Below are 24,448 nucleotides of genomic sequence, written 5' to 3' on the forward strand. Positions count from 1 at the left end.
TAGTCCGGCGCCGGGTGAACAGTCCGAAGGCGAACATGCCCAGCAAAGGCCCGTATGTGTAGGAGGCGATGATGTAGATCGCGTCAATCACGCTTTTGTTGTTCAGCATCTCCACCAGGCAGATAAAGAAAGCCAGCAGGATGGAGAGGGACAGGTGTACTTTCTTTCTTTTGCGACGGGCTGTTTCTTCCGTGTCTTTGTCCGTGTTCAGCAGGTCTATACATACGCTGGTGGTCATGGCGGTCAGCGCGGAGTCTGAGTTGCTGAAAGCTGCGGCGATGATGCCGATGGTGAAAAGAACCAGTACCGACTGTCCCAGATATCCTTGTGTGGCAAACATGGGAAGGATATCGTCATTCATGGCCGGTAGTTCCAGTTGCATTTGTCCCGCTAATGCAATCAGCAGAATGCCCAGGCACAGAAACAGAAAATTCAGCGGGATGAACGAGAATCCGTAGCAGTACATATTCTTTTGGGCTTCGTGCAGATTACGGCAGGAGAGGTTCTTCTGCATCATGTCCTGATCGAGTCCGGTCATGACGATGACGATAAAGATGCCGCTGAAGAACTGTTTGAAGAAGTTCTGGCGGGACATCCAGTCGTCGAATACGAAGATGCGGCTGTGTTCGCTGTGGCGGATGGTCTGTACGATGCCGTCAAAGCCTATATCCAGCTTCTGTATGGTGAAGTAGATGATGAATAGCAGGGCTGCGATCAGGCAGAATGTTTGCAGGGTGTCCGTCCATACGATTGTCTTGATGCCGCTTTTGTGGGTGTATATCCACACGAGGGCCACGGAGCCGACGGCAATCACCCAGAAAGGGACGTGCATATCCTGAAATACGTGCGTATGGAGGATCAGACAGACGAGATATAGTTTGGCTGCCGTTCCCAGCATACGGGAGAGCAGGAAGAAGAAAGAGCCGGTGCGGTAGGTATGCACGCCGATGCGTGTGCCGAGGTATCCGTAGATACTCGTCAGATTCAGCCTGTAATAAAGAGGCAGCAATATGTGTGCTACGATCATATAGCCGAAGAAGAATCCGAATACGGTCTGCATATACGTCATGTCCATTCCGCGAACCATGCCCGGCACGGATACGAAGGTCACGCCGGAAATAGACGCGCCAATCATGCCGAAGGAGACTATATACCAGGGTGATTTGTTTTCTCCTTTAAAGAACGCTGCATTTGATCCGCCTTTATGTCCGGTGATGTGGGCTATTAACAACAAGCCCGCAAAATAGCATATAATAATGACTAATATCATCATATCGGCTGCAAAGGTAATACTTTCTTTGTATTAAAAACAATAATCCGTATCTTTGCGCCCGAAACAGATAGAATTTCATTCGTAATCTATGAACCAACAATATCCTTCCGTACTGCTCGAAAAGGCAGTAGGCGAATTTTCCAAACTTCCGGGCATCGGGCGTAAGACGGCTATGCGGCTTGTATTACATCTGCTCCGGCAGGACACGGCTACTGTGGAGGCATTCGGCAACTCCATCATTACGCTGAAACGTGAAGTAAAGTACTGTAAAGTATGTCATAATATATCTGATACCGAGACTTGTCAGATTTGTGCCAATCCGCAGCGTGACGCCTCTACCGTCTGTGTGGTAGAGAATATCCGCGATGTGATGGCGGTAGAAGCCACCCAGCAGTATCGGGGACTTTACCACGTACTGGGCGGAGTGATCTCGCCAATGGACGGGGTAGGACCGAGCGACCTGCAAATAGAAAGTCTCGTACAGCGGGTATCCGAAGGAGGAATCAAGGAAGTCATCCTCGCTTTGAGCACCACGATGGAAGGAGATACCACCAACTTCTACATCTACCGTAAACTGGAGAAGATGGGGGTCAAACTCAGCGTAATAGCACGGGGCATCTCCGTTGGTGATGAACTGGAGTATGCCGATGAGATCACTCTGGGACGCAGTATTGTCAACCGGACTCTTTTTACCGGAACCGTATAATCTAACTTTATTATTTGAACGAATATCGTAACTAACATGGAAGAACAGATAAAACGCGCAGTGAGAAATTTGAATATCAGTTATGTTTTCTTTTGGGTGCTTCCCGCCTTTTTGCTTGGGGCAGGGGAGTTCGACCTTCTTCCTGTGGGAGCTTTGGTCGATAACCCACAGGCCACCTATTATATGGAGACGGCAGGTATCTTGCTGACCGCCTTGTGTGTGCCGCTTACCTTGAAACTGTTCAGTCTGGTACTGAAAAAGAAGATAGACTTCCTGACGATTCCTCTTGCATTGAAGCGTTATGTGCAGTGGAGCATGGTACGCCTCGGATTGCTCGAAGTGGCCATCGTCCTCAACGTATTGTGCTATTATCTGACCCTTAGCAACACCGGAAATCTCTGTATGCTGATCGGGCTGACCGCTTCCCTTTTCTGTCTGCCCAGCGAGAAAAGACTTCGTAACGAACTCCATATTAATAAAGAATAAGCCGGTATGAAACAGTCTTTTTTAAGTAATGACCGCATCTATCTTCGTGCGGTAGAGCCGGAAGATATGGATGTGATGTATGAGATGGAGAATGACCCTTCCATGTGGGATATCAGTAATTTTACCGTTCCTTATTCCCGCTACGTGCTCCGGCAATATATAGAGGGTTCCCAGTGTGATGTGTTTGCCGACAAGCAGTTGCGCCTGATGATAATGAGTAAGTCCGATCATCGGATATTGGGGACGATTGATATCACGGATTTTGTTCCTCTCCACTCTCGTGGTGAGGTCGGCATAGCCGTTCATAAAGACTATCGCCGGCAAGGTTACGCATCGGACGCTTTGCAGTTGCTGTGCGAGTATGCTTTCGATTTCTTGTCGCTGACTCAACTTTATGCCCATGTGGCTACGGACAATGAAGTCTGTATGAAACTGTTTACTTCCTGCGGTTTCGTCCAGTGCGGACTGTTGAAGGATTGGTTACAGGTCGGTGGATGTTACAAAGATGCTGCTATCTTCCAGTATCTGAATCCGAAGAGACATTAATTGAAAGTCGGCACTTGCGGAAAGCGTGACCAGGTTTCATACTTGCTGCCTAGTTTCTCCAAGGCTTGTTTCCACATATCCTTGGTGTCTCCGTTCATCAGATAGGCATTCTCTTCTTTGGAGACGAGCCATGTGTTCTCTTTGAGTTCGGTGCTCAGTTGTTCACTTTCCCAGCCGGAGTATCCCAGGAAGAAGCGGATGTAGCGGTCTACTTTGTTTCCTTGCAGTATGTATTTCTTTATCTCATCAAAGTCACCGTTCAGATACAGTCCTTTGCTGATAGGTATGGCACCCGGAATGTCTGCCAGTGTATGAAGGTAGAACAGGGTATCTGTAGCGATAGGTCCGCCTTTGTATAAAGGTATATTTTCGATATACTTGAATTCTTTGATAATGTCGTTGACAAATATCGGCAGTTGTTTGTTGATAATCAGCCCCATGCTGCCTTCTTCGGTATGGTCGATCAACAGAACTACAGATCTGCCGAATGTGGCATCACGAAGGAAAGGTTCGGAGATGAGAATCTTTCCTCGTGATGGCAATACATTATTCGATTGAATTTTAAATATGTCAGAGTCTATATTCATGCCATCAGATTGATATTCGTGCCACTAATATAAGAAAAGAAATGGAATAATAGCCATACTTTCCCATTTTTTTTGTTTTAAGAGCAGCTTTTATGAATATCCGCATCTGACATGAACATCAGTTCCGGCATAAATACGCTATTTGGCTGTCAGGCAATCGGGTGATGTTCGGCAAACAGCTTCATTCTTTCGTCGAGCTGTGCGTACTGGTGGTCTTTAATAAAAGAGGTACACGCGCGTAATCCTTCCTGGTGGCTTCCGGTGGTGACCAGTGAAATGGCGCTCACTCCATAGTACATCAGTTCTTTGGCAAGTTCGCCGCTTGTCATTCCCGGATAGCCGATGGTGAAGTAAAATCCGTCGGCAATCGGATCGCCCAAGTCATTGTCATATACCAGATAGAATCCGTGACGGAGGAAAATCTCTTTTAACTTCTGCGCTCTGTCACCATATACCTTCACTTCGCTGAGGAAGTTGTATTGACCTTCATTGGCAGCTTTCAGCATGGCAGCCATCGCATACTGTGCGGAGTGGCTTGTGCCGGAAGACAGTGCATAGAGTATGCGGTGGATGAAGACCGTGCCGAATGTTCCCCCGCCATAACGCTTCGTCAGTCCGGGATAGCTGCGGTGATACAACTTATCGGAAATGCAGCTCACGCCGATACGTTGTCCGGCATAGCTGAAGGCTTTGGAACCGGAAATCAGCAACACATAATTATCTGTGTAGTGAGCTACCGAAGGCTGGAACGGAGCTTGATAAGGAGTGCTCAGATCCTGACGGAAATCCATTGCAAAGTATGCCAGGTCTTCCAGTACGATTACGTCATATTGGGTGGCAAGTTCGCCGATGATGCGCAACTCTTCGTCTTTCAGGCAAATCCAGCTCGGGTTATTGGGGTTTGAGTAGATAATAGCCGATATATTTCCTTTTCTCAGATAGCTTTCCAGCTTTTCTTTCAGCTTGTCACCGCGGTAGTCGTAGACATCAAATGTCTCATACTTTTGTCCCATCACTACCAACTGCTGTTTCTGTACGGGAAATCCCGGATCGATAAACAGGATCGTGTCTTTCTTTTCATCGCACTGGCTGCAAGTAAGGAACGAAGCGAATGTTCCCTGCATAGAGCCGGTAACGGGTACGCATCCCTCCGGGCTTAAATCTACATTGATGAATGCTTTGATAAAGTCGGACGCTTCTTTTTTGAGTTCCGGCAATCCGTTGATATCGGGATACAGGCTGGCAATTCCGTTTTGCAGCGCTTCGATTTCCGCTTTTACTCCTACGGCAGAGGCCGGAAGTCCCGGAACACCCATTTCCATCTTGATAAATTCAACGCCTGATACTGCTTCCGCCTTTGAAGCTATCGCTTTCACTTCACGGATAGTAGCCTTCGAAAAGTCGACAATTTGAAACTCATTAATCGTTTCGTCAATCACATTTCGTTCGATTGGTGTATTTTTCATTCTATTTTCTATTTATAGTAATGCTTGCAAATGTACGTGATAATTCTTAATAAACACACTTTTTCAGAAAAAAGATACTCTTGCTATTGTAGGTTTCAAAAAAATGTCTACCTTTGCATCCGCAATCGGGAGAGATGCGAATTAAAAAGGAAATTTTGGTGCGTTAGTTCAGTTGGTTAGAATACATGCCTGTCACGCATGGGGTCACGGGTTCGAGTCCCGTACGCACCGCTTCTTTTGATTTTTATAATTAGGAAAAGCTCTGGTTCTTAACGGGATCGGAGCTTTTCTTATTAATCTTACTGAGTGAAAAAGCAATTGATTGGGAATATGAATATTGAGACATGCAGAATTAACTCTGCTGAAATTTAATAATTTAGCCAAAGTTTTAAAGGAGCTATTTTGTCACGGCTGACAATTATCTTATCTTTAAAAGGCGGCTTTACATGTAAGATTGCTTTTCCCAGAAAATATGACTCAACCTTTACGATGGCATTGATGCTAACTACTGTTTGCCGATTGCTTCGGAAAAAAACATCCGGATCGAGTTGTTCCATAAGCTTGTCCAAAGAAAGGTCAATGATAAATTCTCTATTTTGCTTGGTTACGGCAAAGGTTACTTTATTTTCTGAATAAAAATAAGCAATGTCTTCCACTTGTAAGGTAAAAAGTTTGTCATCGCCTGAGATTGGGAAACGGGTACGGTATTTCTTTCCCGGTTGGGTGATGTTTTGTAAAATTTCCATTAAGTCAATTGGCTTTTGCCCCTGATTCAGGTATTTGGTAGTCAGATGTTCGAACTTTACAATTGCTTCTTCCAGTCGGATGTTATCAATCGGCTTAAGTAAATAATCGATACTGTTGACTGTAAATGCCCGAATGGCATATTCATCATACGCAGTGGTGAAAATGATAGTACTTTCTGGTTGTGCCTGTTCGATGAATGTGAATGAAATGCCGTCTGTCAATTGTATGTCGAGAAAAACAAGATCCGGATGGGGATTTTCCGCAAACCATTCTACACTCTTCTTTACACTACCGGGCAATACTGTAATTTGCCATTCGGGGCGTAACTCATTTAATGTATTGTTTAACCGACGGGCGGCCGGAATTTCGTCTTCAATAATGACTGCTGTAATTTTATTCATTCAGTACTGGGATTTTAACGGTAAAATAATTCGTATTGTTTTCTATGGTAATATCCTGATTGCATATCAGGAGGTAACGGGCTGAAAGATTCTTTAATCCCATGCCGGTGCTGACCACATTGGGCTTTATCCTGATTTTGTTGGTTACCAATATTCTTCCATTCTCAGAATCATAATCGATCAAAATATTCATTGGCATATCCATATTAATTATATTATGCTTAATGACATTTTCTACCAATAGCTGCAGGGTTAATGAGGGGAGTTTCAAATCATAATTATCAGCTTCTATTCTATTCTCTATCCGGATGCAGTCTCCTAAACGGACTTTATGAAGAAAAATATAAGAGTCGATGAAAGAGAGTTCGGATTCTATAGTAACCAGACGCTGTTGCTGGCTTTGTAATATATATCGGTATACATCAGACAAACGTTGGGTAAATAGAATTGCGTTTTTGGGAGCATACTCTATTTCGGATATAAGTGTATTGAGACTGTTGAAGAGAAAATGAGGATTCAGCTGATTTTGCAAAGCTGCATACTGTGCCTTAATGGAATTCTCTTCGACTTGTTCCGTTCTTTCGTGCAGAAGAACTAGCTGCCTGTAAAAATTGATAGTCAAAGTAAGGTTGGTTATTACCATTTCTACCAGCCAGACTAAGGCTATCATTCTCAGCCCGGACCCTTTCAGAGTAAATGGTGCAGGAACCTCAAATATGGCTTTGACTATTGACAAGACCAGATAATTCATTAAAAACAGAATAATTGCCGTCAGAATGCAATCGATAATCAATCGCTCTTTTCGTTTGACCAGAAACTGAAAGCTTCGCTTTTGCCAGTTGTGGATCATTAATACTCCGAAACCGACTAGATTAAAGGCGGCAAGTATCAGGATAAATGACTTGAAAGAAATCAGTACTTCCAGATGTTGCGGGGTGAAGTCGGAATAAAGCAAGAGAAACAGATATGAGAAAAATGCCAATCCTGAGAATAGCAAACCAATAAACAGATAATTGAACTTTTGCCGCATATTGAACGTAGACTTTATATATTACAAATTTAACAAAAAAACAAGAGGTCGCCAAAAGTAACTATAACATTTTGTACTTCCTCTTGTCTTTTTGAGAGAATCTAGATCATGTCAGAAACAAACACCTAAGCGGAATCCAATATTATTATTTCCATCCTGACAACCGGTCAGCAACTCGCTTTTGTTGGTGGCATAACTATAATATGCAGCCAGATGGAAACCAAATCGGCTTTGGGAAAACGGATAAATGTTCACTCCAATTTCTGGAGAGACATAGAACCCCCAGGGTTTATCTGTCAGACTTATAGTATTCAGATATGTTGTATTTTGGGCATACATGGTTCCTATCTTGGTGCCAACATAAGGTTTCAGGCATCCATTGCTGATAAATCGGTATGAAGCGGCAAGCCCGAATGGTAGCTGGAAAGCCGACTCTTGTCGGTCAGTAGTCAACGAAGCAGTACCTTCAGTTATGGTTTGACGCGGAACATATTTATGATTTGTATGGAAATCAAGGAAAGCCCCCAGACTCCAGTGTGGAGTAAGGAAATAACCTCCTTCCAGGTTCATACCCCAACCACTGATTTTATCGGCAAAATTCGTATTGAGAGGAGCATTCATCTGCCAGTCTACATTAAAATGCAATCTATCGCTGATATCCTGTGCATAACTACTGAAATAAAACAGGCCCGATATCATGAATGCCAGAATATACTTTTTCTTCGGAATAAATTTTATTGTTTTCATAATTTTGCTTTTTAGGATTTCTTGATATAAGGAGATTGGTCAAACGCTTGATTGACCGCATCCAACGTTAGTTGCATGTTATATTTGGAATTCTCAAATAATAGTCCGGTTGCGTATGAATGCCAGATTACCGGTAACTTTACTTTCTGACTTGTATCCTCGGGATGGTCTGTCAAATTTACCATTTCCATTATCAATGTTCCTGTATTATAACTATAAGTTACAGGATACGGATAATACCAGTCGTTCCAATATGGTCCCCAATAACCGGGTCCCCACCAGCCGTTATACCATCCGCCTCCATACCATCCGCCGGTTCCTATTATTTGGGTTGTTTGGCGCGTGAAAGAGAGCTGTAACCCAATGTTAGCATTCTTAATCACTTTAACCCTTGTATAACCACGGGTATCCATCTCATCAGCAACCTGCTTAATAATTTCTTGTGCATTCTCATCCTTCCAATACTCCGCCTTCATTCCCTGTCCTATCAGTAGAATACTATCGGGCAAACAATAAGTTTTGAAATCATTGAAATTAGTTTTGCTGTCATAATTGGTGTAAACTGTGAAATTATTGTCAAGCTTACTTAAATCCGGATCTTTTTCACACGAAGTGGCAAGTACTGCCATTAATCCTATAAACAGATACTTTTTCATATTCTTTCTTTTAAGTGTTAAACCATAGTTGTTTTTAATTTAATGCCTATAGTCAGCTAAAATATTTTAACTTGTTTATTTACTAAACACACATTTTTTACCTTAGAGTGAATTGCCTTTGAATACATTGGCCTTAGCCATTGGGAGTAAACTTCCTGTTAATGAAAAGTTGTTTGAATTGAAGTTCGGACTTATGTCTACCGATGCGTTATTACTTCCTTTATTCAAGCGGATGTTCACCTGTGCTGATATTCCGACTCCCATTACGTTCATCGAAACGGATATATTACCTTTTTTGTCGGTAGTCTGCTTATATCCGGATATATTCCCGTTGACAGTAATGCCGCCTAGACCGTTGGGACCGCTGATCGGAATATTGAAGGCTACCTGAACCACAGCTTTATTACCTTTTACCGCTACAAAATTTGTGTTGGGAGAAACGAAAGCTGTGGTACCATATTTAAACATAACATAATCTGCTTCCAAAATGAAGTTTTTCATTTCTATAGCTTGTTTAGCTTCATCGAAAAACATTTGGTCGAGTAATTCTTGTTCAGCTTTTTTTTGTTTGCGGGATTCTTCTTTGACAGTTTGTGCCTGAATGTTTCCCATGCTAATGAATAATAGCAACATTGATAAGATTGATAACTTTTTCATAATTGTACTTTTTGAGTTATACTTTTTCTTTTCTTTGGTTCAAAGATAGTGCGCCGATTTTATTTTCTTCCGGTTTTTTTTACTGAATCGTAAACGGCAATTTCCCAACTGTAGATATGGTGTGCTGAGTCGTGAAAAGTCTGTTTCTGGATACCATTCAGCAGATAATTGATGCTATTCAGGTTTGCCGTTTCGTTAGTTGGATACATACGTACTGCTATATCGTTGAGATCTGTATTGAGGTCGGTACAAGTGATGTAACGAAATTTTCTTGATAGAATCGTGAAGAGAATTACCGATCTGTTACGACTATACCCAATTGAAAAAAATAGTCTTTGTTTCCGTTTCCGGAAGCAAAAAGGGATTGTTTTTTATAAGTATAATGGAAATAGGTATAATAAAAAGTTTCATGTGGAAAATAATGAAGAGACTTTACTGGAAAGGGAAAGAAGGATTGAGAAAATATTGCAGGGACAAGGAAGAAACCATATTGCTTTGTATAAAGTAATCGGCTGTCGGAACATAAAAATACGATTGGATTAATGCACTCATCAGATGGTAAGAGAATTGGAAATAATTATGAAACAAGAGGGGGAATTGCTAAAAAATAAATTTTTTACGCATGCTTTGTGCTGAAACGAGGAAATTTTACCTATTTTTGTCTGTCTATTTTTGAATGCTATGATACAGGTAATACAATTAAAAGGAAAAGACAAACATTTATATCAGCTTTTGGCGCCTCTAGTAATGGATCCGGATGTAATACGTGCAAATAATAACTATCCGTTCAAGACAAGCGAAGATTTTGTTTGGTACATTGCGATTGATAACAGAGATGTGATAGGCTTTATTCCGGTTGAACAGAAAAGCGGGAAAAAGGCTGTCATTAATAATTATTATGTAGCTGCGGTGGACGAGAAACGAAAAGAGATCTTGTCGCTTCTGCTATCTTCTGTAGTCACGGCATTTATACCTGCGGGTTGGACGCTTAACTCTGTCACGCTGATACAAGATCAGGAAACTTTTGAGAAATTCGAGTTTGCATCTATGGACAAGAAGTGGACACGCTATGTAAAAATGAACAGATGAATTATGGGAAAAAAAACAATCACAGGAACAAAAAATGTATATGAATTAGCACAAGAGCGACTGAAAGTAATATTTAACGAGTTTGATAATATTTATGTATCTTTCTCGGGAGGAAAGGATAGTGGGGTTCTGCTGAATATGTGTATCGACTACATCAGGCGGAATAATCTGAAAATACGTTTGGGAGTGTTTCACATGGACTATGAGATTCAATACAAGATGACCATCGACTATGTGGACAGGATACTGGAGGCGAACAAGGACATCCTGGATGTATACCGTGTGTGCGTGCCTTTCCGGGTATCTACGTGTACATCTATGTACCAGTCCTTCTGGCGGCCCTGGGAGGATAACAAGAAAGATATCTGGGTACGCTCCATGCCTAAGAAGGCCATGAAGAAGGAGGATTTTCCTTTTTACAATACGACCATGTGGGATTATGAATTCCAGATGCGTTTTGCGCAGTGGCTCCATCAGAAAAAGGATGCGGTACGCACCTGCTGTCTGATCGGTATCCGTACGCAGGAAAGTTTTAACCGCTGGCGATGTATCTATATGAGCCGCAAATTCCAGATGTATCATAAGTATAGATGGACTTCAAAGGTCGGAAATGACATCTATAATGCCTATCCCATCTTCGACTGGAAGACGACGGATGTGTGGACGGCAAACGGAAAATTCCAGTGGGACTATAATGTACTGTATGACCTGTATTATCGTGCCGGAGTCAATCTGGAACGTCAACGGGTAGCAAGCCCGTTCATCAATGAAGCGCAGGAGAGTCTGGCGCTCTACCGGGTGCTTGACCCTAACACCTGGGGGAAGATGATAGGACGGGTGAATGGCGTGAACTTCACCGGTATGTATGGCGGTACGCACGCTATGGGATGGCAGATGGTGAAACTTCCGGAAGGGTACACCTGGAGGGAGTTTATGTACTTCCTGCTCTCTACCTTGCCGGAACGGGCCCGAAAGGGGTATTTGCGTAAACTGTCTGTCAGTGTACATTTTTGGCGAACCAAAGGAGGCTGTCTGAGTGATTCCACCATTCAGAAACTGATTGATGCCAAAGTGCCGATTATCGTGATGGACAATAGCAACTATAAGACATACAAGAAGCCGGTGCGCATGGAATATCAGGATGATATCGATATTCCGGAATTTAGGGAAATACCGACTTACAAGCGTATGTGTATCTGTATCCTCAAGAATGACCATGCCTGCAAATACATGGGATTCTCGCCGACCAAAGAGGAGATGAGTAAGAGAAGTCAAGTTATGGAACAATATAGAATCATAGTATCATGAGTGTAGATAAAAGTCCGGTCTACGAGGTGAAAGCAGTGCCCGTAGAAAAAGTATTAGCGAACGATTATAACCCGAATGTCGTAGCTCCTCCCGAAATGAAGTTACTGGAGCTTTCGATCTGGGAAGACGGTTTTACAATGCCTTGTGTATGTTATTACAATAAAGAGGAAGATAATTATATCCTCGTAGATGGTTATCACCGATATACGGTATTGAAGACATCGAAACGGATTTATAAGCGTGAGAACGGATTGCTTCCGATTGTGGTGATCGATAAGGATTTGTCCAATCGTATGAGCTCTACCATCCGGCACAACCGTGCCCGTGGGATGCATAATATTGAGCTGATGTGTAACATTGTAGCAGAATTGGACAGAGCCGGCATGTCCGACCAGTGGATTATGAAAAATATCGGAATGGATCGGGATGAACTGCTGCGTTTGAAGCAGATTTCGGGACTGGCGGATTTGTTTGCCAACCGGGAGTTCAGTATCCCGGATGAGGTGGCACCTACGGAGACAGAACGTAAAACACTCTGATTTTTCACCTGTATCATAGTATATAACATAGCCCTCGGATGAGATTATCCGGGGGCTTGTTTTATTATGGAATTTATTTATATTAATTCACACTAAAAGTTTCGAATGCTGAAACTTTTGTCTTTTTTTTATTCTAATAGTGCAAAATGCCTGTTTTACTACTCCTTATTTTTAGATTTCGCAATATTCCATTCGGACGACCTCTTTATTAGCCATATAAGATAACTTTCATTGTCTGTATGAGAAATGAATGAAATTCGCAGAGTCATGCAATATCCCGACATTTGCATTATGAGATTTTGACTGATTACAGATTAAGGCTTGACTGAGTACCAATGTCAGGTAAATACGAATGTTTAATGAGATTAGAGGGATTTAAAGTGAATATTGGGTTGTTCAACCTTTTATTATTAGTAGCTATATTATCTTGTATGGATGATACTTTCACTAATAATACTACTGCCAAAGGGACATTTATTTCGATCAGAGGAATAGGTGTTCAGAGCAGTACACATCTAGTCAATCCGGAAACGTATGATTTTGTATTTTTTGCCAATGAACCGTATAATATTCCCGTAATAAACCAATTGAATTATATTACTGCTTATGATAATCTGAATGATATTGTGTATTCAGAACGCTATTCCTTGTCCGAACAATTAATTCCGATGATACAGGAGGTTAATTATCAATACGTTGCGTGAAAAGATGAAGAAAATGATGAAATATATAATGAAGATATTTGGTCTGGTGATCATCTTACTGATATCCGCCTGTGAGCATGAAACATTGTTGACGGGAGAGCCGGATGATCCGGGAGATATTTCGGAAGACAAGGTGCGGCTTGAGATTTTTGCACGGGCGAATTCATACCGCCTGCCTTCGACCAGGGCACTAGGGGATGAAAATACGGTCGAAATGACTCCCTGGGTACTCGTGTTCAGAGGGAGTGGCACAGGGGCTATTTTTGTAGAAGCTGTGCAGGCCTTCGAGTTTGCAGGAAAGCGATATGTCCTTTTAACTAAGCGGACTGATGGAAGTAAGTACCAGTTGCTGATATTAGCTAATCCGATGGCTCAGTTTTATTACGGAAATGCTTCTACGGGATATGTTTTCAATGAGTCACAACTTACTGAGAAGTTGATTGAGGGAACAACTACCCTGGCTACTGCATGTACGAACTTGCTGACGGAGCCGGCAAGTACTTCTCCTGCCCGCATCCCGTTCAGCGGTGTGGGTGAGACGATACCGATGAGTTATTTGCTGGAAGTAGATAAGGTGGATAATACAACGAAGATAGAAAAGAGTGACGGGAGTTCGTTGATGCTTCTTCGGGCGGTTGCCAAAATCGTGGTTGTTAATGAAGCATCGAACTTTGAACTGGAAGGAGTGTCTGCTGTGGCAAACGTTCCGCGACAGGGGCAGTTGCATAACCTTATCCCTGCTTCTATTATGGGCAATGCTGGTAATTTGACGAATTATCAATACGATGCTTCATGCTCGTTGCCTTTGGTGTCAGCAGAAACGATAACCAATAAACAAAGTACCGAAAACAGTCCTATTTATATCTATGAAACCAATACCCAGACTTATAGTACATATCTGATCATTCAGGGAATTTATGAAACTAAAAGCTATTATTACAAAATGGCGATAGTAGATAAGGATCTGAACTATATGAATATATATCGGAATCATGCGTATACTTTTACAATAAAGAAAGTGCATGGACGGGGGTATGATACCGTAGCGGATGCAAAGCTTTCTAAACCGTCGAATACGGATCTGGATTTTGAAATTACAGTGGACGACAGTAATTCTTATGAGATTATAGCTAACAATGATTATTATCTGGGTGTGAGTAATTCTGTCTTTATAGCTTATTCTCCGGATGATGCGAGTACTTATGAGGCTTTTAAAGTGATAACGGATTGTGAAAAGGCTTTTCCGGATGCGCGTACAATAACCGACAATATGGCCGAAGCTGATAATTCGTTTGCGCTAAGCAGTCCCGCTGACGGAAAATTGCCTATAGTAGCAAGCACTTCTCCACGTGTCACTCCGGTCAGTGTATTGATACAAAGCTGGCTGATGTATAGTGAAGTGGGGCAGAGTTTTGAGGGAAGAGATAAAGTGAATGCATATATAACATTAAAACTTGGAAATTTGGAAAAACAGGTTCATATCAGACGAAGAGCGGCTATTGATGCCGGCGGTACCATACTTAAATACATGCCTGCCAATAGTTATCCGTTTCCGACGACTGGTGAGGTGGATTATCATTGCCTTACCGGGGAAGTGGAAGATGGTACTGACAATCCTAAGGAATGGATAAAATTACTGCCATCTTCGATGGTGGACAGAAATGATACGGATAAAATCATAGTGGAAGACGGGCATATCTATATTAAAATAATGCCTAATACGGCTTCAACAACGAGAAACGGTATTGTGTATCTGACAACAATTATGCCCGGTAGTTTATATACAGGTGAAAGTACGGTGAAGCGTATCAAAATTGATATCACTCAAAAGGGTAATTAATAAACGTAAGATAAATGAAGAAAGTTAGTATACTCATAGTATTGGTGCTCGGATGTTTTATCGAGAGTAAAGCTCAGAAAATTGCGCTTAAAAGCAACCTTCTATATGACGCTACGACTACCATGAATCTCGGGCTGGAATTCGGACTGGCACGTAAGTGGACGCTGGACGTTCCGGTGAACTATAATCCCTGGAAGCCGGACAACGGAAGACGTCTGCGCCATTGGGGAATACAGCCGGAAGTCCGCTACTGGTTTTGTGAGAAGTTCAGACGTACGTTCATCGGAGTGCATGGACATTATGCGGACTTCAATGTCGGTGGGTTCCCGGACTGGTCGTTTATTAGTGAGAATATGCAGAACAGCCGCTATCAGGGATATCTGTATGGCGGGGGTGTTTCCGTCGGTCATTCATGGATTCTGAAGAAACGCTGGAGCATCGAAGCATCGGTAGGAGTGGGGTATGCACATATTGTATATGACAAATATCCGTGCAGGGCGTGTGGTACCAAACTGAAAGACAGCAGTAAAAACTATTTCGGTCCCACCAAAGCGAGTGTGTCACTTATTTACGTAATTAAATAAAGTAGAATAGAATGATGAACGGAAGTATACAATTCATCGTGTGTGTATTGGCTATCTTATGTCAGAATATAAATTCGGCAGTTGCCCAGACACGCTCTTATGACGGGGTTATCTCTGTAGTACCGGTACAGTTGGAACAGCGCGGTAAATCGGTTTATATAAATATTGACTTCGTTCTGGAGGATGTAAAGGTCAAATCGGCACACGGAGTGGATTTTATTCCGCAACTGGTTGCTCCTGCACATACTTACAATCTTCCGAAAGTATCCATCAAGGGACATAATGAATACCTGGCGTATGAACGCTGGCTTTTATTGATGAGTGCGAAGGAGAAGGATAGCTACGAAAAACCTTATGTGGTGGAAAAGGGTAGCAAGAAAAGAAATGATACGATTCGATACAGATATATATTGCCTTACGAATCGTGGATGGACGATGCCCGGGTGGACGTACAGCGCGACGAATGCGGCTGCGGCGAAATTCAGCTGATGGATGTGGAACCACTTGGGGATATTGAACTGGAACGTATATTAGTACCTTACGTGGTAACACCTTTCTTTGCCTATTTGCAGCCTAAAGCGGAAGAAGTGAAGAGCCGTGATATACAGGCGGAATGTTTCCTCGACTTCGAGGTGAACAAGATTAATATTCGTCCGGAATATATGAATAACCCGAAGGAGCTGGCTAAGATCCGTGCGATGATTGATGAATTGAAGTCTGATCCTAGTATCAAGGTAAACAAATTGGATATTGTAGGCTATGCTTCACCTGAAGGATCACTGGCAAATAACAAACGTCTGTCCGAAGGACGTGCGATGGCGCTACGTGATTATCTGGCATCCAGATACGATTTCTCGAGAAATCAGTATTATATCATCTTTGGTGGTGAAAACTGGGATGGACTGGTGAAGGCGCTGGATACGATTGATTTTGAATATAAAGATGAAGCGCTGAATATTATCAATGATATCCCTGTTGAAAAAGGTAGGGAAGCTAAGTTGATGCAGCTTCGTGGCGGAGTACCTTATCGATATATGTTGAAATATATATTCCCAAGTCTTCGTGTGGCTATTTGTAAGGTGAATTATGAGATTAAGAACTTTAATCTGGACGAAGCGAAAGAGATCATAAAGACACGTCCTCAGAATCTGAGCCTGAATGAAATGTTTATGGTTGCCAACAGCTATCCGAAGGGTTCTCAGGAATTCATCGATGTGTTCGAGACTGCGGTCCGGATGTATCCGAAGGATGAGATCGCCAGTATTAATGCTGCCGCTGCTGCTCTTTCGCGTAATGACTTAGTATCTGCGGAACGCTATCTGAATATGGTAAATGTCAATAAGCAGCTGCCTGAGTATAGCAATGCTATGGGTGTATTAATGTTATTAAAAGGAGAGTATGAACATGCGGAAGAATATTTGAAAGCCGCAGCCAAATCGGGTCTGCAAGCTGCCGGACAGAATTTGGAGGAACTGGCTAAGAAAAAAAAGAATGCAGCTGAAATAGAAAAGAAAAAAAGAAAATAGAGATAAATAAACTAGTTACAAACGCTTTTATTAATTTGTAAAAACAATGAAAAAGAAGAATTTTCTTATGTTAGCGCTTGCTGCTGTGGCTTTTGCTGCTTGTAGTAACGAAGATTTGGTGCCGGTAGATAATCCGGGCAACAATAATGACTTGGTAACAGATCCGAATGCAGACGCATGGGTGGCATTAGCTGTAAAGACTCCGGTACAGACCCGTGGATTACATAATCCGAATCAGGAAGCTGCAACAGAGGACGAATCCAAAATTACTAAAGTACGTGCCATATTCTTTACGGCAAATGCGAATGAGGATGCTGCAACTGTAACTGCTGATATCACATTGACTGATGATGAAGCAGGTCTTGATGCCAATGGCATACCTAGTGGGGCTGCAGGCAAGGCTTTTAAAGTTCCTGCAACTTCTAAGCGGATATTGATTATTGCAAATCCATCTCCAAAATTTGAAGCAAAGACTGCTAGTCTGACAGATCAAAAATGGCCTGTTGGAACGACATATGCAACAGTAAATGCTGCCCTTGACGATACTTCGGCTTCTATGACAACTGCTGGTAAATTTATGATGTCTAACGCCAAAGGTTCGTTGGAACCTTCAGATGAAGATGAAGCTTCAGGAACATTTGGTGAACCTGTCGATTTATCTCTTTATGCAACTGAGACAGCAGCTACTAATAATCCAATATCTATCAGAATTGACCGTGTTGTATCAAAAGTTCGTGTATATGTTACTGCTGATTCTGATGCTAAGGCAACTATTTCGGGTGCGGGATGGGTGTTGAATGCTACTAACAAGACATTCTTCCCTGTATCTAAGAGAACGTTGACTTGGAATGAGACTCCTGCTAAAAAACCTTTAGGTGCTCGTGGTACATGTATTACTCCGTTTGACCAGTATAAGATCGGTTCATACAGAGTTGACCCTAACTATAGTACTCAAGCTTTGGCTAACTATAATGCTTATACCAGTACTTCAGCTCCTTCAATTTGGAATGATCCTACAACTACGGTGAATAAAGTTGCTGAATATTGTCTTGAAAATACGCAGACTGCAACTCATAATGTACATGCTTATACTACACATGTACTGTTGAAGGCTAAATTCATTCCGTCTGAATATGGCAGACCTGCGCCAAATGATGGTACTCCATCTACAGCTCAGGAAACAGATCCGAAACTTGTCGGTGACTGGATGTTAATCAATGGTGGCTTCTATACTTTTGCTACATTAATGGAGTGGATTGAGGTAGAATTGAAAGCTAAATATGCTGATAAAGAGCCTACTACCTTCCCGACTGCTCGTACTACTGCGTATAATAGATATTTAGCTGCTGTTGGTGTAGGTGAAATTAGCCTTCCTGCTACAGCTGATGCTGCAGCTATTACCAGTCTTGTTGACGATTTTAAAGCAACAAAAGCTAATGTAGGAAATGTTGCAGCTAAAGACAGAGCTATAACTGTAACAGGTCTTACTTATTATGTAGGTGCTGTAAGTTACTACAAAATTATGATCAAACATGATGATACCAGTGCTGTAACAAATGAATTAGGTGAATTTGGAGTTGTTCGTAACTCTGTTTACGATATCAATGTTAAGAAGTTTAACAATCCAGGATATCCGGCTATTCCGGATCCGGACGAAGGAACGCCGGATGAGAGTGACGAAGGCTGGTTGTCTATTGAAATTATACCTAATCCTTGGACTTGGTATACTCAAGAGGAAATTATGTAATTCGGAATTAGTAATAGAAATAGATTTTTCAAATAAAAGTTGTGGGAGAAACTCTCCCACAACTTTACTCCCAATATTTTCAAAGTTGCCGAAAACTTTTTAAAATTTCGGGATATTACTTTTGATGGAATCAATAAAGTATTCTATCCTCTGAATTAGGAAATAACGAGAAAAGAGATTATTTCTTTTCCTCTATATATAATTGAAAAAAAGGAAAATATGAATCTAAAAAGCCTTATATGTTACGTTGCCTTAGGTATTCTGTTGATGAGTTCCGGGATAGTAGCTTCATGCGACAGCTTTAATGAAGACCTGCCGGAATGCCGCTTGTCAGTGAAGTTCAAGTATGACTATAACATGGAGTTTGCGGATGCGTTTCATGCTCAGGTAGATAAAGTAGAACTTTATGTATTTGATAAGAATGGGAAATATCTGTTTAAACAAGCTGAAGAGGGAAGTGCATTGTCTACCGGCAATTATCTGATGGAAGTTGAACTTCCTGTCGGACAATATCAGTTTATGGCATGGGCCGGTGCACGTGATTCATATGATATCACTTCATTGACACCTGGTGTCTCTACTCTTACGGATTTAAAATTGAAACTAAAACGTGAAGCCTCTCTCATCATCAATAAAAGGATGGAAACGCTCTGGTATGGTGAAGTCATCAATGTCAACTTCGATGGGACCGTCCACCAGACTGAGACGATAAATCTGATCAGAGATACAAAAATCGTACGATTTGGCTTCCAGTCTTATACAGGCAGCTGGACACTGGATATGAATGACTATGACTATGAGATTATAGAATCTAATGGACATCTGGGACATGATAATTCATTACTGGATGATGATGTGTTGAGTTTCCGACCTTACTATATGGAACAGAAGGATCCTGCGACTGCCTATGTAGACATGAATACAATGAGACTGATGGAAGACCGGAAAACTCGTTTGGTGCTTACTGAAAAAGCATCCGGAAAGAGAGTGTTCGATATAAATCTGATTGATTATCTTGCTATGACCAATGCGGAGGGTAAAAATCTGAGCACACAAGAATATCTGGATCGACAGAGCAACTATCATATAATCTTTTTTTTGTCTGAATCATGGCTTGCTGTACAGATTGTTGTCAATGGATGGGTGCATCGCATTCAGGAAGAGAATCAATAGAATGATCTAAGAATAGTGGGGAACTATTATTAGTGGGACAGGATAAATAGTAATATCCTGAAGGGAGAACAGCCCGGGTCGATAATGATCCGGGCTGTTTGTACTTTAGAGAGTATCAATCACTGTACGTTGCTTTTGCAGGAACTCGATACGCTGGGCTTCTCCACTTTCTGAAATTAGTGTGGAATGTCGTTTCAATGATTGAATCCAGTTCCGCTGTATCTGACAGATTTGCGGACTTTGCGAATCCATCGAATTGATGGAATACACCCGGAGCAAACTGACTTGGTAGTCTTGTTTCTCTATGTAGGTGTAAGTCGCTTCGAAATCAATGTTTGAGAGATAGAAAGAGACTTTTCGCCCCTCACTGAATTCTCCCTTAACAGATAGTGTCTCCATGACTGAAAGCAATTGGTAGAGTTCATCTTTCAGGTGTGCCACGTCGTCTTCCGTAATCAGATTCAGACTTGCGAAATACTTGATCTCTTTGACAAAGGAAAGAAAGATGTTGCTATCCCAGATAAAATAGGTCTTCCGACATTGCTTTACACTTTCACTCAGCTTATTATGCGCTTTCACGATTCTGTCTTCTACCTGCATCTCTGCCAGTGAGTTCGGTGTTTTCATTTGCCCGTTCTGATAAATCCATCGGCAAAGGCGGAACTTAGACATGTATTCGTAAGATGAATAAAGAGTGAAGGGAAGAAGATTGGAAGCTGTATATACTTCCGTCGTATCGTCTCCTTTCACATAATCGAATATCTGCTGATAACGGCTGATAATCTCATAATAACTTTCTAAAGTGTTGGGCGAATGCAGCAGGTTCATATCAAAAGTAACTCTATTGGAAAGGTGGTTACCTATAATCTGATCAATAGAAATCCCCAGTTTTTTAGACAGAAGGGCTACTTCGTCGATAGTAAAAGCTACTTCACCCCGTAGTCTGCGATAGACGGCTTCTTTACCCATATACAAAATGTCTGCCAGAGAATTGGCAAGATTTTGTCCTTTGGGGATCCGTTCTTTCATTGCAGTAATCAACTCGTTTACAATACCATTTTTCATTGTTTGTTCTCTTTTATATACGTTAATACTTTATGTGATACATTCTATGCAAAATTACGGCATGTAAACGAGAGTTTTGTGTGGGAAAACAGTTCTGAAGAGTAAGAGCTTTTTCTCATTTGATAGAATAGAGATAGAAAAAGAACGTATAATGGAAAAAAGTAGGCAATAAGCTTGTCTACTTTCATGATTTGGAATTATAAAATTCAGTTAGTTTCGATTATCGAAATTAGGAAGAACTCTATAGAGCATCAATGATTTCGCGCTGTTGATTAAAGAATTGGATGCGTTGCATCTCACTACTTTCTGAGATGAGTGTAGAGAATTTCTTTAATGACTGAATCCATTCTTTCAGACTTTGAAACATCTGAACGTCCTGTGTAGTGAGTGAATTAATGGAATAAACACGTATCAGACTAAGTTGTAGTGTACTTGTCTCGAGATAACTGTAAGTCGCCTCGAAGTTGATTTGTGACACATAAATATGCACATCATTACCAAAGTCTGTCTTTCCTTTTATAGCAAGCCTTTCCAACTCATCTGTAAGTATCAGCAATTCTTCTTTCAGATTTTGCTTCATTTCGTCTGAAATGAGATGTATGTCGGAAAAATACTGTATATCATTGATAAGATGAAGAAAAACCATGCTGTCCCAAATGTAATCGGTAGAATGAATATGATGCGAAAGTTTCGCAAAATCTTGCTGGACATTGATTATCTTTTGAGGAATCTCCAGTTCTTCGAAATGTTTGCACTTAATATGTTCATTCTGATACATCCACTTGAAGAAACGGAACTTGGCCAGAAGTTCGTGCTTCAGATATAGTGTCTGCGGAATTACATTGGAGGCTGTACCTAATGAGGCATTCGGATCTTCCCGCAGCGTATGGAATAACTTGACGTGCTTGTTGAGGAAATCATAGTAAGTTTCGAAGGGGTTGCCATGATCTACTACATTGATATCGAACATTGCATTGTTGCTGAAGCTAACTCCGGCAATTCTGTCCAGGGATATCCCCAGTTCTTTTGAAATAATGGCTGCTTCCTGAAATGTAAAGGGGACTTCGCCACGCAGCCTCCGGTAGATAGCTTCCTTGCCCATATAAAGGGTATCCATTAATATATTTGCCAATTGTCCTTTTGCAGGGAACTTTTCTTTGGCCGCTTCTATCAGGTTTGTATTAAGTTCATTCATTATCATAATCCTATTGAATTAGTGGTTTGTTTCTATTAATAACACTTGACACAGGAAAGTTGTTTCGGAAACTGAAACTATTTTATTTTTGCTTTTCTTAAAAAATATCCACCTTTAAAATTGTATATTATGAGCAAATCGTTTACATTTGCCTCTATAAACAAGACGGGGAAGTTCTCTTCTCTGAAAAACAATAGTTAAAATTAGAAGATGAAAAGAATATTGGTAAGTGGCGGGGCTGGATTTATAGGCTCGCATCTTTGTACTCGACTTGTAAATGAGGGACACGACGTTATATGTTTGGATAACTTCTTTACAGGTTCTAAGGACAATATAAAGCATTTGATGGGAAACCATCATTTTGAAGTTGTAAGACACGACGTTACTTATCCTTATTCTGCCGAAGTGGATGAAATTTACAATCTGGCTTGTCCGGCGTCACCCATTCATTACCAACATGATCCGATTCAAACTGCCAAAACATCTGTGATGGGGGCTATCAATATGCTCGGACTGGCGATGAGACTGGATGCCAAAATACTGCAAGCCTCCACTAGCGAAGTGTATGGTGATCCAATTATTCATCCTCAGCCGGAAAGCTATTGGGGAAATGTGAATCCGGTAGGTTATCGCTCATGTTATGATGAAGGAAAGAGATGTGCTGAAACCTTGTTTATGGATTACTACCGCCAGAATCAGACTCGCATCAAGATCATTCGTATCTTTAATACTTATGGTCCGAGAATGCTTCCTAATGATGGTCGTGTGGTCTCAAACTTTATCATACAGGCGCTGAATAATGAAGATATCACGATATATGGTGATGGGAAACAGACACGCAGTTTTCAGTATATCGATGACCTGATAGAAGGAATGGTGCGGATGATGGATACGGAAGATGACTTTACGGGTCCGATAAATATTGGAAATCCGAATGAGTTTCCGGTTCTTGAATTGGCGGAAAGAGTGATCCGGATGACTGGCTCTACTTCGAAGATAGTTTTTAAACCTCTGCCGACCGATGATCCGAAACAGCGTCAGCCGGATATAAAACTGGCAAAAGAGAAACTGGGATGGCAGCCTACCGTCGAGCTGGAAGATGGGCTGAAGCGTATGATTGAGTATTTTAAAAATGTCTGATGTAACATAAAAAATAGAATGATATGAATGTGGAAATTAATCCTTCCGAATATAAGGTCCTTATTGTGGACGACGTAATTTCAAATGTCCTTCTGCTGAAGGTGCTTCTGACCAATGAGAAGTTCAATATTGTAACAGCAGGCAATGGAACTCAGGCTTTGGAGCAGGTGAAGAAAGAAAAACCTGATCTTGTGTTGCTGGATGTGATGATGCCGGATATCAGCGGTTTCGAAGTAGCCCAGCAAATGAAGGCCGATGAAGAAATGAGCGAAATTCCAGTGATCTTTCTTACTGCTTTGAATAGTACGGCGGATATCGTGAAAGGATTTCAGGTGGGCGGTAACGATTTTATTTCCAAACCGTTTAATAAAGAGGAACTGATTATTCGTGTAACGCATCAGATCTCGTTGGTGGCAGCCAAACGAATTATCATAGCACAAACAGAAGAGTTGCGCAAGACTATCATAGGACGTGATAAACTCTACTCTGTGATTGCACACGACCTGCGTTCGCCTATGGGCTCTATTAAGATGGTGCTCAATATGCTGATTCTGAACTTACCGAGTGAAACTATCGGCTCTGAAATGTATGAACTGCTGACAATGGCCAATCAGACAACAGAGGATGTATTCTCCTTGCTCGACAACTTATTGAAGTGGACGAAGAGTCAGATTGGTAAGCTGAAAGTTGTTTACCAGAATATCGATATGGTAGAAGTAGTGGAAGGAGTGAGCGAGATCTTTACAATGGTAGCCGGGCTGAAGAATATCCACATTGCTGTGGAAATACCTGAAGATCGTATGGAAGTACGTGCGGATATTGATATGATTAAGACGGTTATCCGTAACTTGATAAGTAATGCAATCAAGTTCAGTAACGAGGGATCGGAAGTCTTGGTATCACTGAGAGAAGAAGATAGCATGGCGATAGTTAGCGTGAAGGATAGCGGGTGTGGTATTGATGAAGAAAATCAGAAGAAATTGTTGCATACCGATACGCATTTCAGTACTTTCGGTACAAATAATGAAGAAGGTTCGGGACTCGGACTGCTGCTCTGTAAGGACTTTGTTACTAAGAACGGAGGTGAGCTCTGGTTCACTTCGAAGAAAGGAGAAGGTTCTACGTTCAGTTTCTCGATTCCGTTGTTGGAAAGCTAATATAAGTTCGATATAAGATAAAAACCTGTCCTGTTTTCTAAGCACATTACTTTAGAGAAGTAGTGACAGCTCAGAATAA

General features: G+C 41.5%; 25 protein-coding genes and 1 tRNA gene. 15 read left to right on the forward strand and 11 right to left on the reverse strand.

The features are described from left to right. Nucleotides 1–1,273 (reverse strand): sodium:solute symporter (locus DW640_RS06665; protein ID WP_117577763.1); only part of this gene is annotated, 1,273 nt, incomplete at its 3' end. An 88-nt stretch (nucleotides 1,274–1,361) separates the two neighbouring features. Between DW640_RS06665 and recR the strand changes: the two genes are divergently transcribed. Genes recR through DW640_RS06680 form a run of 3 tightly spaced genes read left to right on the forward strand, consistent with a single transcriptional unit; the run spans nucleotide 1,362 to nucleotide 3,011 of the window. Beyond that, nucleotides 1,362–1,979 carry a recombination mediator RecR gene (gene recR / locus DW640_RS06670; RefSeq protein WP_008763508.1) on the forward strand — a complete coding sequence of 206 codons (618 nt, stop codon included), beginning with the start codon at nucleotides 1,362–1,364 and terminating at the stop codon, nucleotides 1,977–1,979. Between the two features lie 36 nt (nucleotides 1,980–2,015). Next, nucleotides 2,016–2,465, forward strand: coding sequence for a hypothetical protein (locus tag DW640_RS06675; RefSeq protein ID WP_117577663.1), 450 nt, complete (start codon nucleotides 2,016–2,018; stop codon nucleotides 2,463–2,465). A 6-nt stretch (nucleotides 2,466–2,471) separates the two neighbouring features. After that, the gene (locus DW640_RS06680; RefSeq protein WP_008763510.1) at nucleotides 2,472–3,011 is read left to right on the forward strand and encodes a GNAT family N-acetyltransferase; all 540 of its coding nucleotides are present in this window, start codon (nucleotides 2,472–2,474) and stop codon (nucleotides 3,009–3,011) included. On the opposite strand, the gene DW640_RS06685 is transcribed toward DW640_RS06680, so the two are convergent. Then, on the reverse strand, nucleotides 3,008–3,598 hold the full coding sequence (locus DW640_RS06685; RefSeq protein ID WP_008763511.1) for a YqgE/AlgH family protein: 591 nt from the start codon (nucleotides 3,596–3,598) through the stop codon (nucleotides 3,008–3,010). The two genes, DW640_RS06680 and DW640_RS06685, sit on opposite strands and share 4 nt — an antisense overlap. 149 nt (nucleotides 3,599–3,747) lie before the next feature. Beyond that, nucleotides 3,748–5,064: a pyridoxal phosphate-dependent aminotransferase gene (locus DW640_RS06690; protein ID WP_117577665.1), complete on the reverse strand. Its 1,317-nt coding sequence runs from the start codon at nucleotides 5,062–5,064 to the stop codon at nucleotides 3,748–3,750. 157 nt (nucleotides 5,065–5,221) lie between these two features. Between DW640_RS06690 and DW640_RS06695 the strand changes: the two genes are divergently transcribed. Next, a tRNA-Asp gene (locus tag DW640_RS06695) sits at nucleotides 5,222–5,295 on the forward strand. A gap of 137 nt (nucleotides 5,296–5,432) precedes the next feature. On the opposite strand, the gene DW640_RS06700 is transcribed toward DW640_RS06695, so the two are convergent. The 6 genes from DW640_RS06700 to DW640_RS23545 all read right to left on the reverse strand — a co-directional run bounded on the left by DW640_RS06700 (nucleotide 5,433) and on the right by DW640_RS23545 (nucleotide 9,511). Further along, entirely contained in the window at nucleotides 5,433–6,212 is a 780-nt protein-coding gene (locus tag DW640_RS06700; protein ID WP_117577666.1) for a LytTR family DNA-binding domain-containing protein, read from the reverse strand. Continuing rightward, nucleotides 6,205–7,242: a sensor histidine kinase gene (locus tag DW640_RS06705; protein ID WP_011107610.1), complete on the reverse strand. Its 1,038-nt coding sequence runs from the start codon at nucleotides 7,240–7,242 to the stop codon at nucleotides 6,205–6,207. Before DW640_RS06705 ends, DW640_RS06700 begins: the two co-directional genes overlap by 8 nt. A gap of 111 nt (nucleotides 7,243–7,353) precedes the next feature. Further along, nucleotides 7,354–7,989 (reverse strand): outer membrane beta-barrel protein, encoded by a 636-nt coding sequence (locus DW640_RS06710; RefSeq protein ID WP_008763514.1) that lies wholly within the window; start codon nucleotides 7,987–7,989, stop codon nucleotides 7,354–7,356. 11 nt (nucleotides 7,990–8,000) lie between these two features. After that, nucleotides 8,001–8,645, reverse strand: coding sequence for a DUF4136 domain-containing protein (locus DW640_RS06715; RefSeq protein ID WP_008763515.1), 645 nt, complete (start codon nucleotides 8,643–8,645; stop codon nucleotides 8,001–8,003). Nucleotides 8,646–8,747: 102 nt separating this feature from the next. Continuing rightward, complete coding sequence (locus DW640_RS06720) at nucleotides 8,748–9,302, reverse strand: DUF4251 domain-containing protein (protein WP_117577667.1); 555 nt, start codon at nucleotides 9,300–9,302, stop codon at nucleotides 8,748–8,750. Between the two features lie 59 nt (nucleotides 9,303–9,361). Next, nucleotides 9,362–9,511 carry a hypothetical protein gene (locus tag DW640_RS23545; RefSeq protein WP_008763517.1) on the reverse strand — a complete coding sequence of 50 codons (150 nt, stop codon included), beginning with the start codon at nucleotides 9,509–9,511 and terminating at the stop codon, nucleotides 9,362–9,364. 472 nt (nucleotides 9,512–9,983) lie between these two features. Here DW640_RS23545 and DW640_RS06725 point away from each other — a divergent pair, with 472 nt between their 5' ends. The 9 genes from DW640_RS06725 to DW640_RS06765 all read left to right on the forward strand — a co-directional run bounded on the left by DW640_RS06725 (nucleotide 9,984) and on the right by DW640_RS06765 (nucleotide 19,812). Continuing rightward, complete coding sequence (locus DW640_RS06725) at nucleotides 9,984–10,391, forward strand: hypothetical protein (RefSeq protein WP_008763518.1); 408 nt, start codon at nucleotides 9,984–9,986, stop codon at nucleotides 10,389–10,391. A gap of 3 nt (nucleotides 10,392–10,394) precedes the next feature. Next, on the forward strand, nucleotides 10,395–11,699 hold the full coding sequence (locus DW640_RS06730) for a DUF3440 domain-containing protein (protein WP_008763519.1): 1,305 nt from the start codon (nucleotides 10,395–10,397) through the stop codon (nucleotides 11,697–11,699). Continuing rightward, nucleotides 11,696–12,238 carry a ParB/RepB/Spo0J family partition protein gene (locus DW640_RS06735; protein WP_008763520.1) on the forward strand — a complete coding sequence of 181 codons (543 nt, stop codon included), beginning with the start codon at nucleotides 11,696–11,698 and terminating at the stop codon, nucleotides 12,236–12,238. The genes DW640_RS06730 and DW640_RS06735 overlap by 4 nt, the downstream gene beginning before the upstream one ends. Nucleotides 12,239–12,597: 359 nt before the next feature. Then, a complete protein-coding gene (locus tag DW640_RS06740; RefSeq protein ID WP_011107607.1) occupies nucleotides 12,598–12,942 on the forward strand; it encodes a hypothetical protein in 345 nt (114 codons plus the stop codon). A 13-nt stretch (nucleotides 12,943–12,955) separates the two neighbouring features. After that, a complete protein-coding gene (locus DW640_RS06745; RefSeq protein ID WP_011107606.1) occupies nucleotides 12,956–14,782 on the forward strand; it encodes a hypothetical protein in 1,827 nt (608 codons plus the stop codon). Between the two features lie 14 nt (nucleotides 14,783–14,796). After that, nucleotides 14,797–15,366 (forward strand): DUF3575 domain-containing protein, encoded by a 570-nt coding sequence (locus tag DW640_RS06750; RefSeq protein WP_117577668.1) that lies wholly within the window; start codon nucleotides 14,797–14,799, stop codon nucleotides 15,364–15,366. An 11-nt stretch (nucleotides 15,367–15,377) separates the two neighbouring features. Further along, complete coding sequence (locus tag DW640_RS06755; RefSeq protein WP_182427177.1) at nucleotides 15,378–16,892, forward strand: DUF3868 domain-containing protein; 1,515 nt, start codon at nucleotides 15,378–15,380, stop codon at nucleotides 16,890–16,892. A gap of 46 nt (nucleotides 16,893–16,938) precedes the next feature. After that, the gene (locus tag DW640_RS06760; protein WP_117577669.1) at nucleotides 16,939–18,639 is read left to right on the forward strand and encodes an Mfa1 family fimbria major subunit; all 1,701 of its coding nucleotides are present in this window, start codon (nucleotides 16,939–16,941) and stop codon (nucleotides 18,637–18,639) included. Between the two features lie 219 nt (nucleotides 18,640–18,858). After that, entirely contained in the window at nucleotides 18,859–19,812 is a 954-nt protein-coding gene (locus DW640_RS06765; protein WP_008763526.1) for a FimB/Mfa2 family fimbrial subunit, read from the forward strand. Between the two features lie 105 nt (nucleotides 19,813–19,917). On the opposite strand, the gene DW640_RS06770 is transcribed toward DW640_RS06765, so the two are convergent. Together DW640_RS06770 and DW640_RS06775 are read right to left on the reverse strand one after the other, a co-directional pair. Beyond that, complete coding sequence (locus DW640_RS06770) at nucleotides 19,918–20,877, reverse strand: helix-turn-helix domain-containing protein (RefSeq protein ID WP_008763527.1); 960 nt, start codon at nucleotides 20,875–20,877, stop codon at nucleotides 19,918–19,920. Nucleotides 20,878–21,118: 241 nt separating this feature from the next. After that, nucleotides 21,119–22,078: a hypothetical protein gene (locus tag DW640_RS06775; protein ID WP_182014805.1), complete on the reverse strand. Its 960-nt coding sequence runs from the start codon at nucleotides 22,076–22,078 to the stop codon at nucleotides 21,119–21,121. Between the two features lie 204 nt (nucleotides 22,079–22,282). Here DW640_RS06775 and DW640_RS06780 point away from each other — a divergent pair, with 204 nt between their 5' ends. Continuing rightward, on the forward strand, nucleotides 22,283–23,212 hold the full coding sequence (locus DW640_RS06780) for a UDP-glucuronic acid decarboxylase family protein (protein ID WP_008763529.1): 930 nt from the start codon (nucleotides 22,283–22,285) through the stop codon (nucleotides 23,210–23,212). A gap of 23 nt (nucleotides 23,213–23,235) precedes the next feature. After that, nucleotides 23,236–24,369: a hybrid sensor histidine kinase/response regulator gene (locus tag DW640_RS06785; RefSeq protein WP_008763530.1), complete on the forward strand. Its 1,134-nt coding sequence runs from the start codon at nucleotides 23,236–23,238 to the stop codon at nucleotides 24,367–24,369. Nucleotides 24,370–24,448: the final 79 nt, after the last annotated feature.

Origin of the sequence: Bacteroides sp. AM23-12 (genome assembly GCF_003434395.1) — a bacterium.
GTDB classification, from domain to species: domain Bacteria; phylum Bacteroidota; class Bacteroidia; order Bacteroidales; family Bacteroidaceae; genus Bacteroides; species Bacteroides thetaiotaomicron.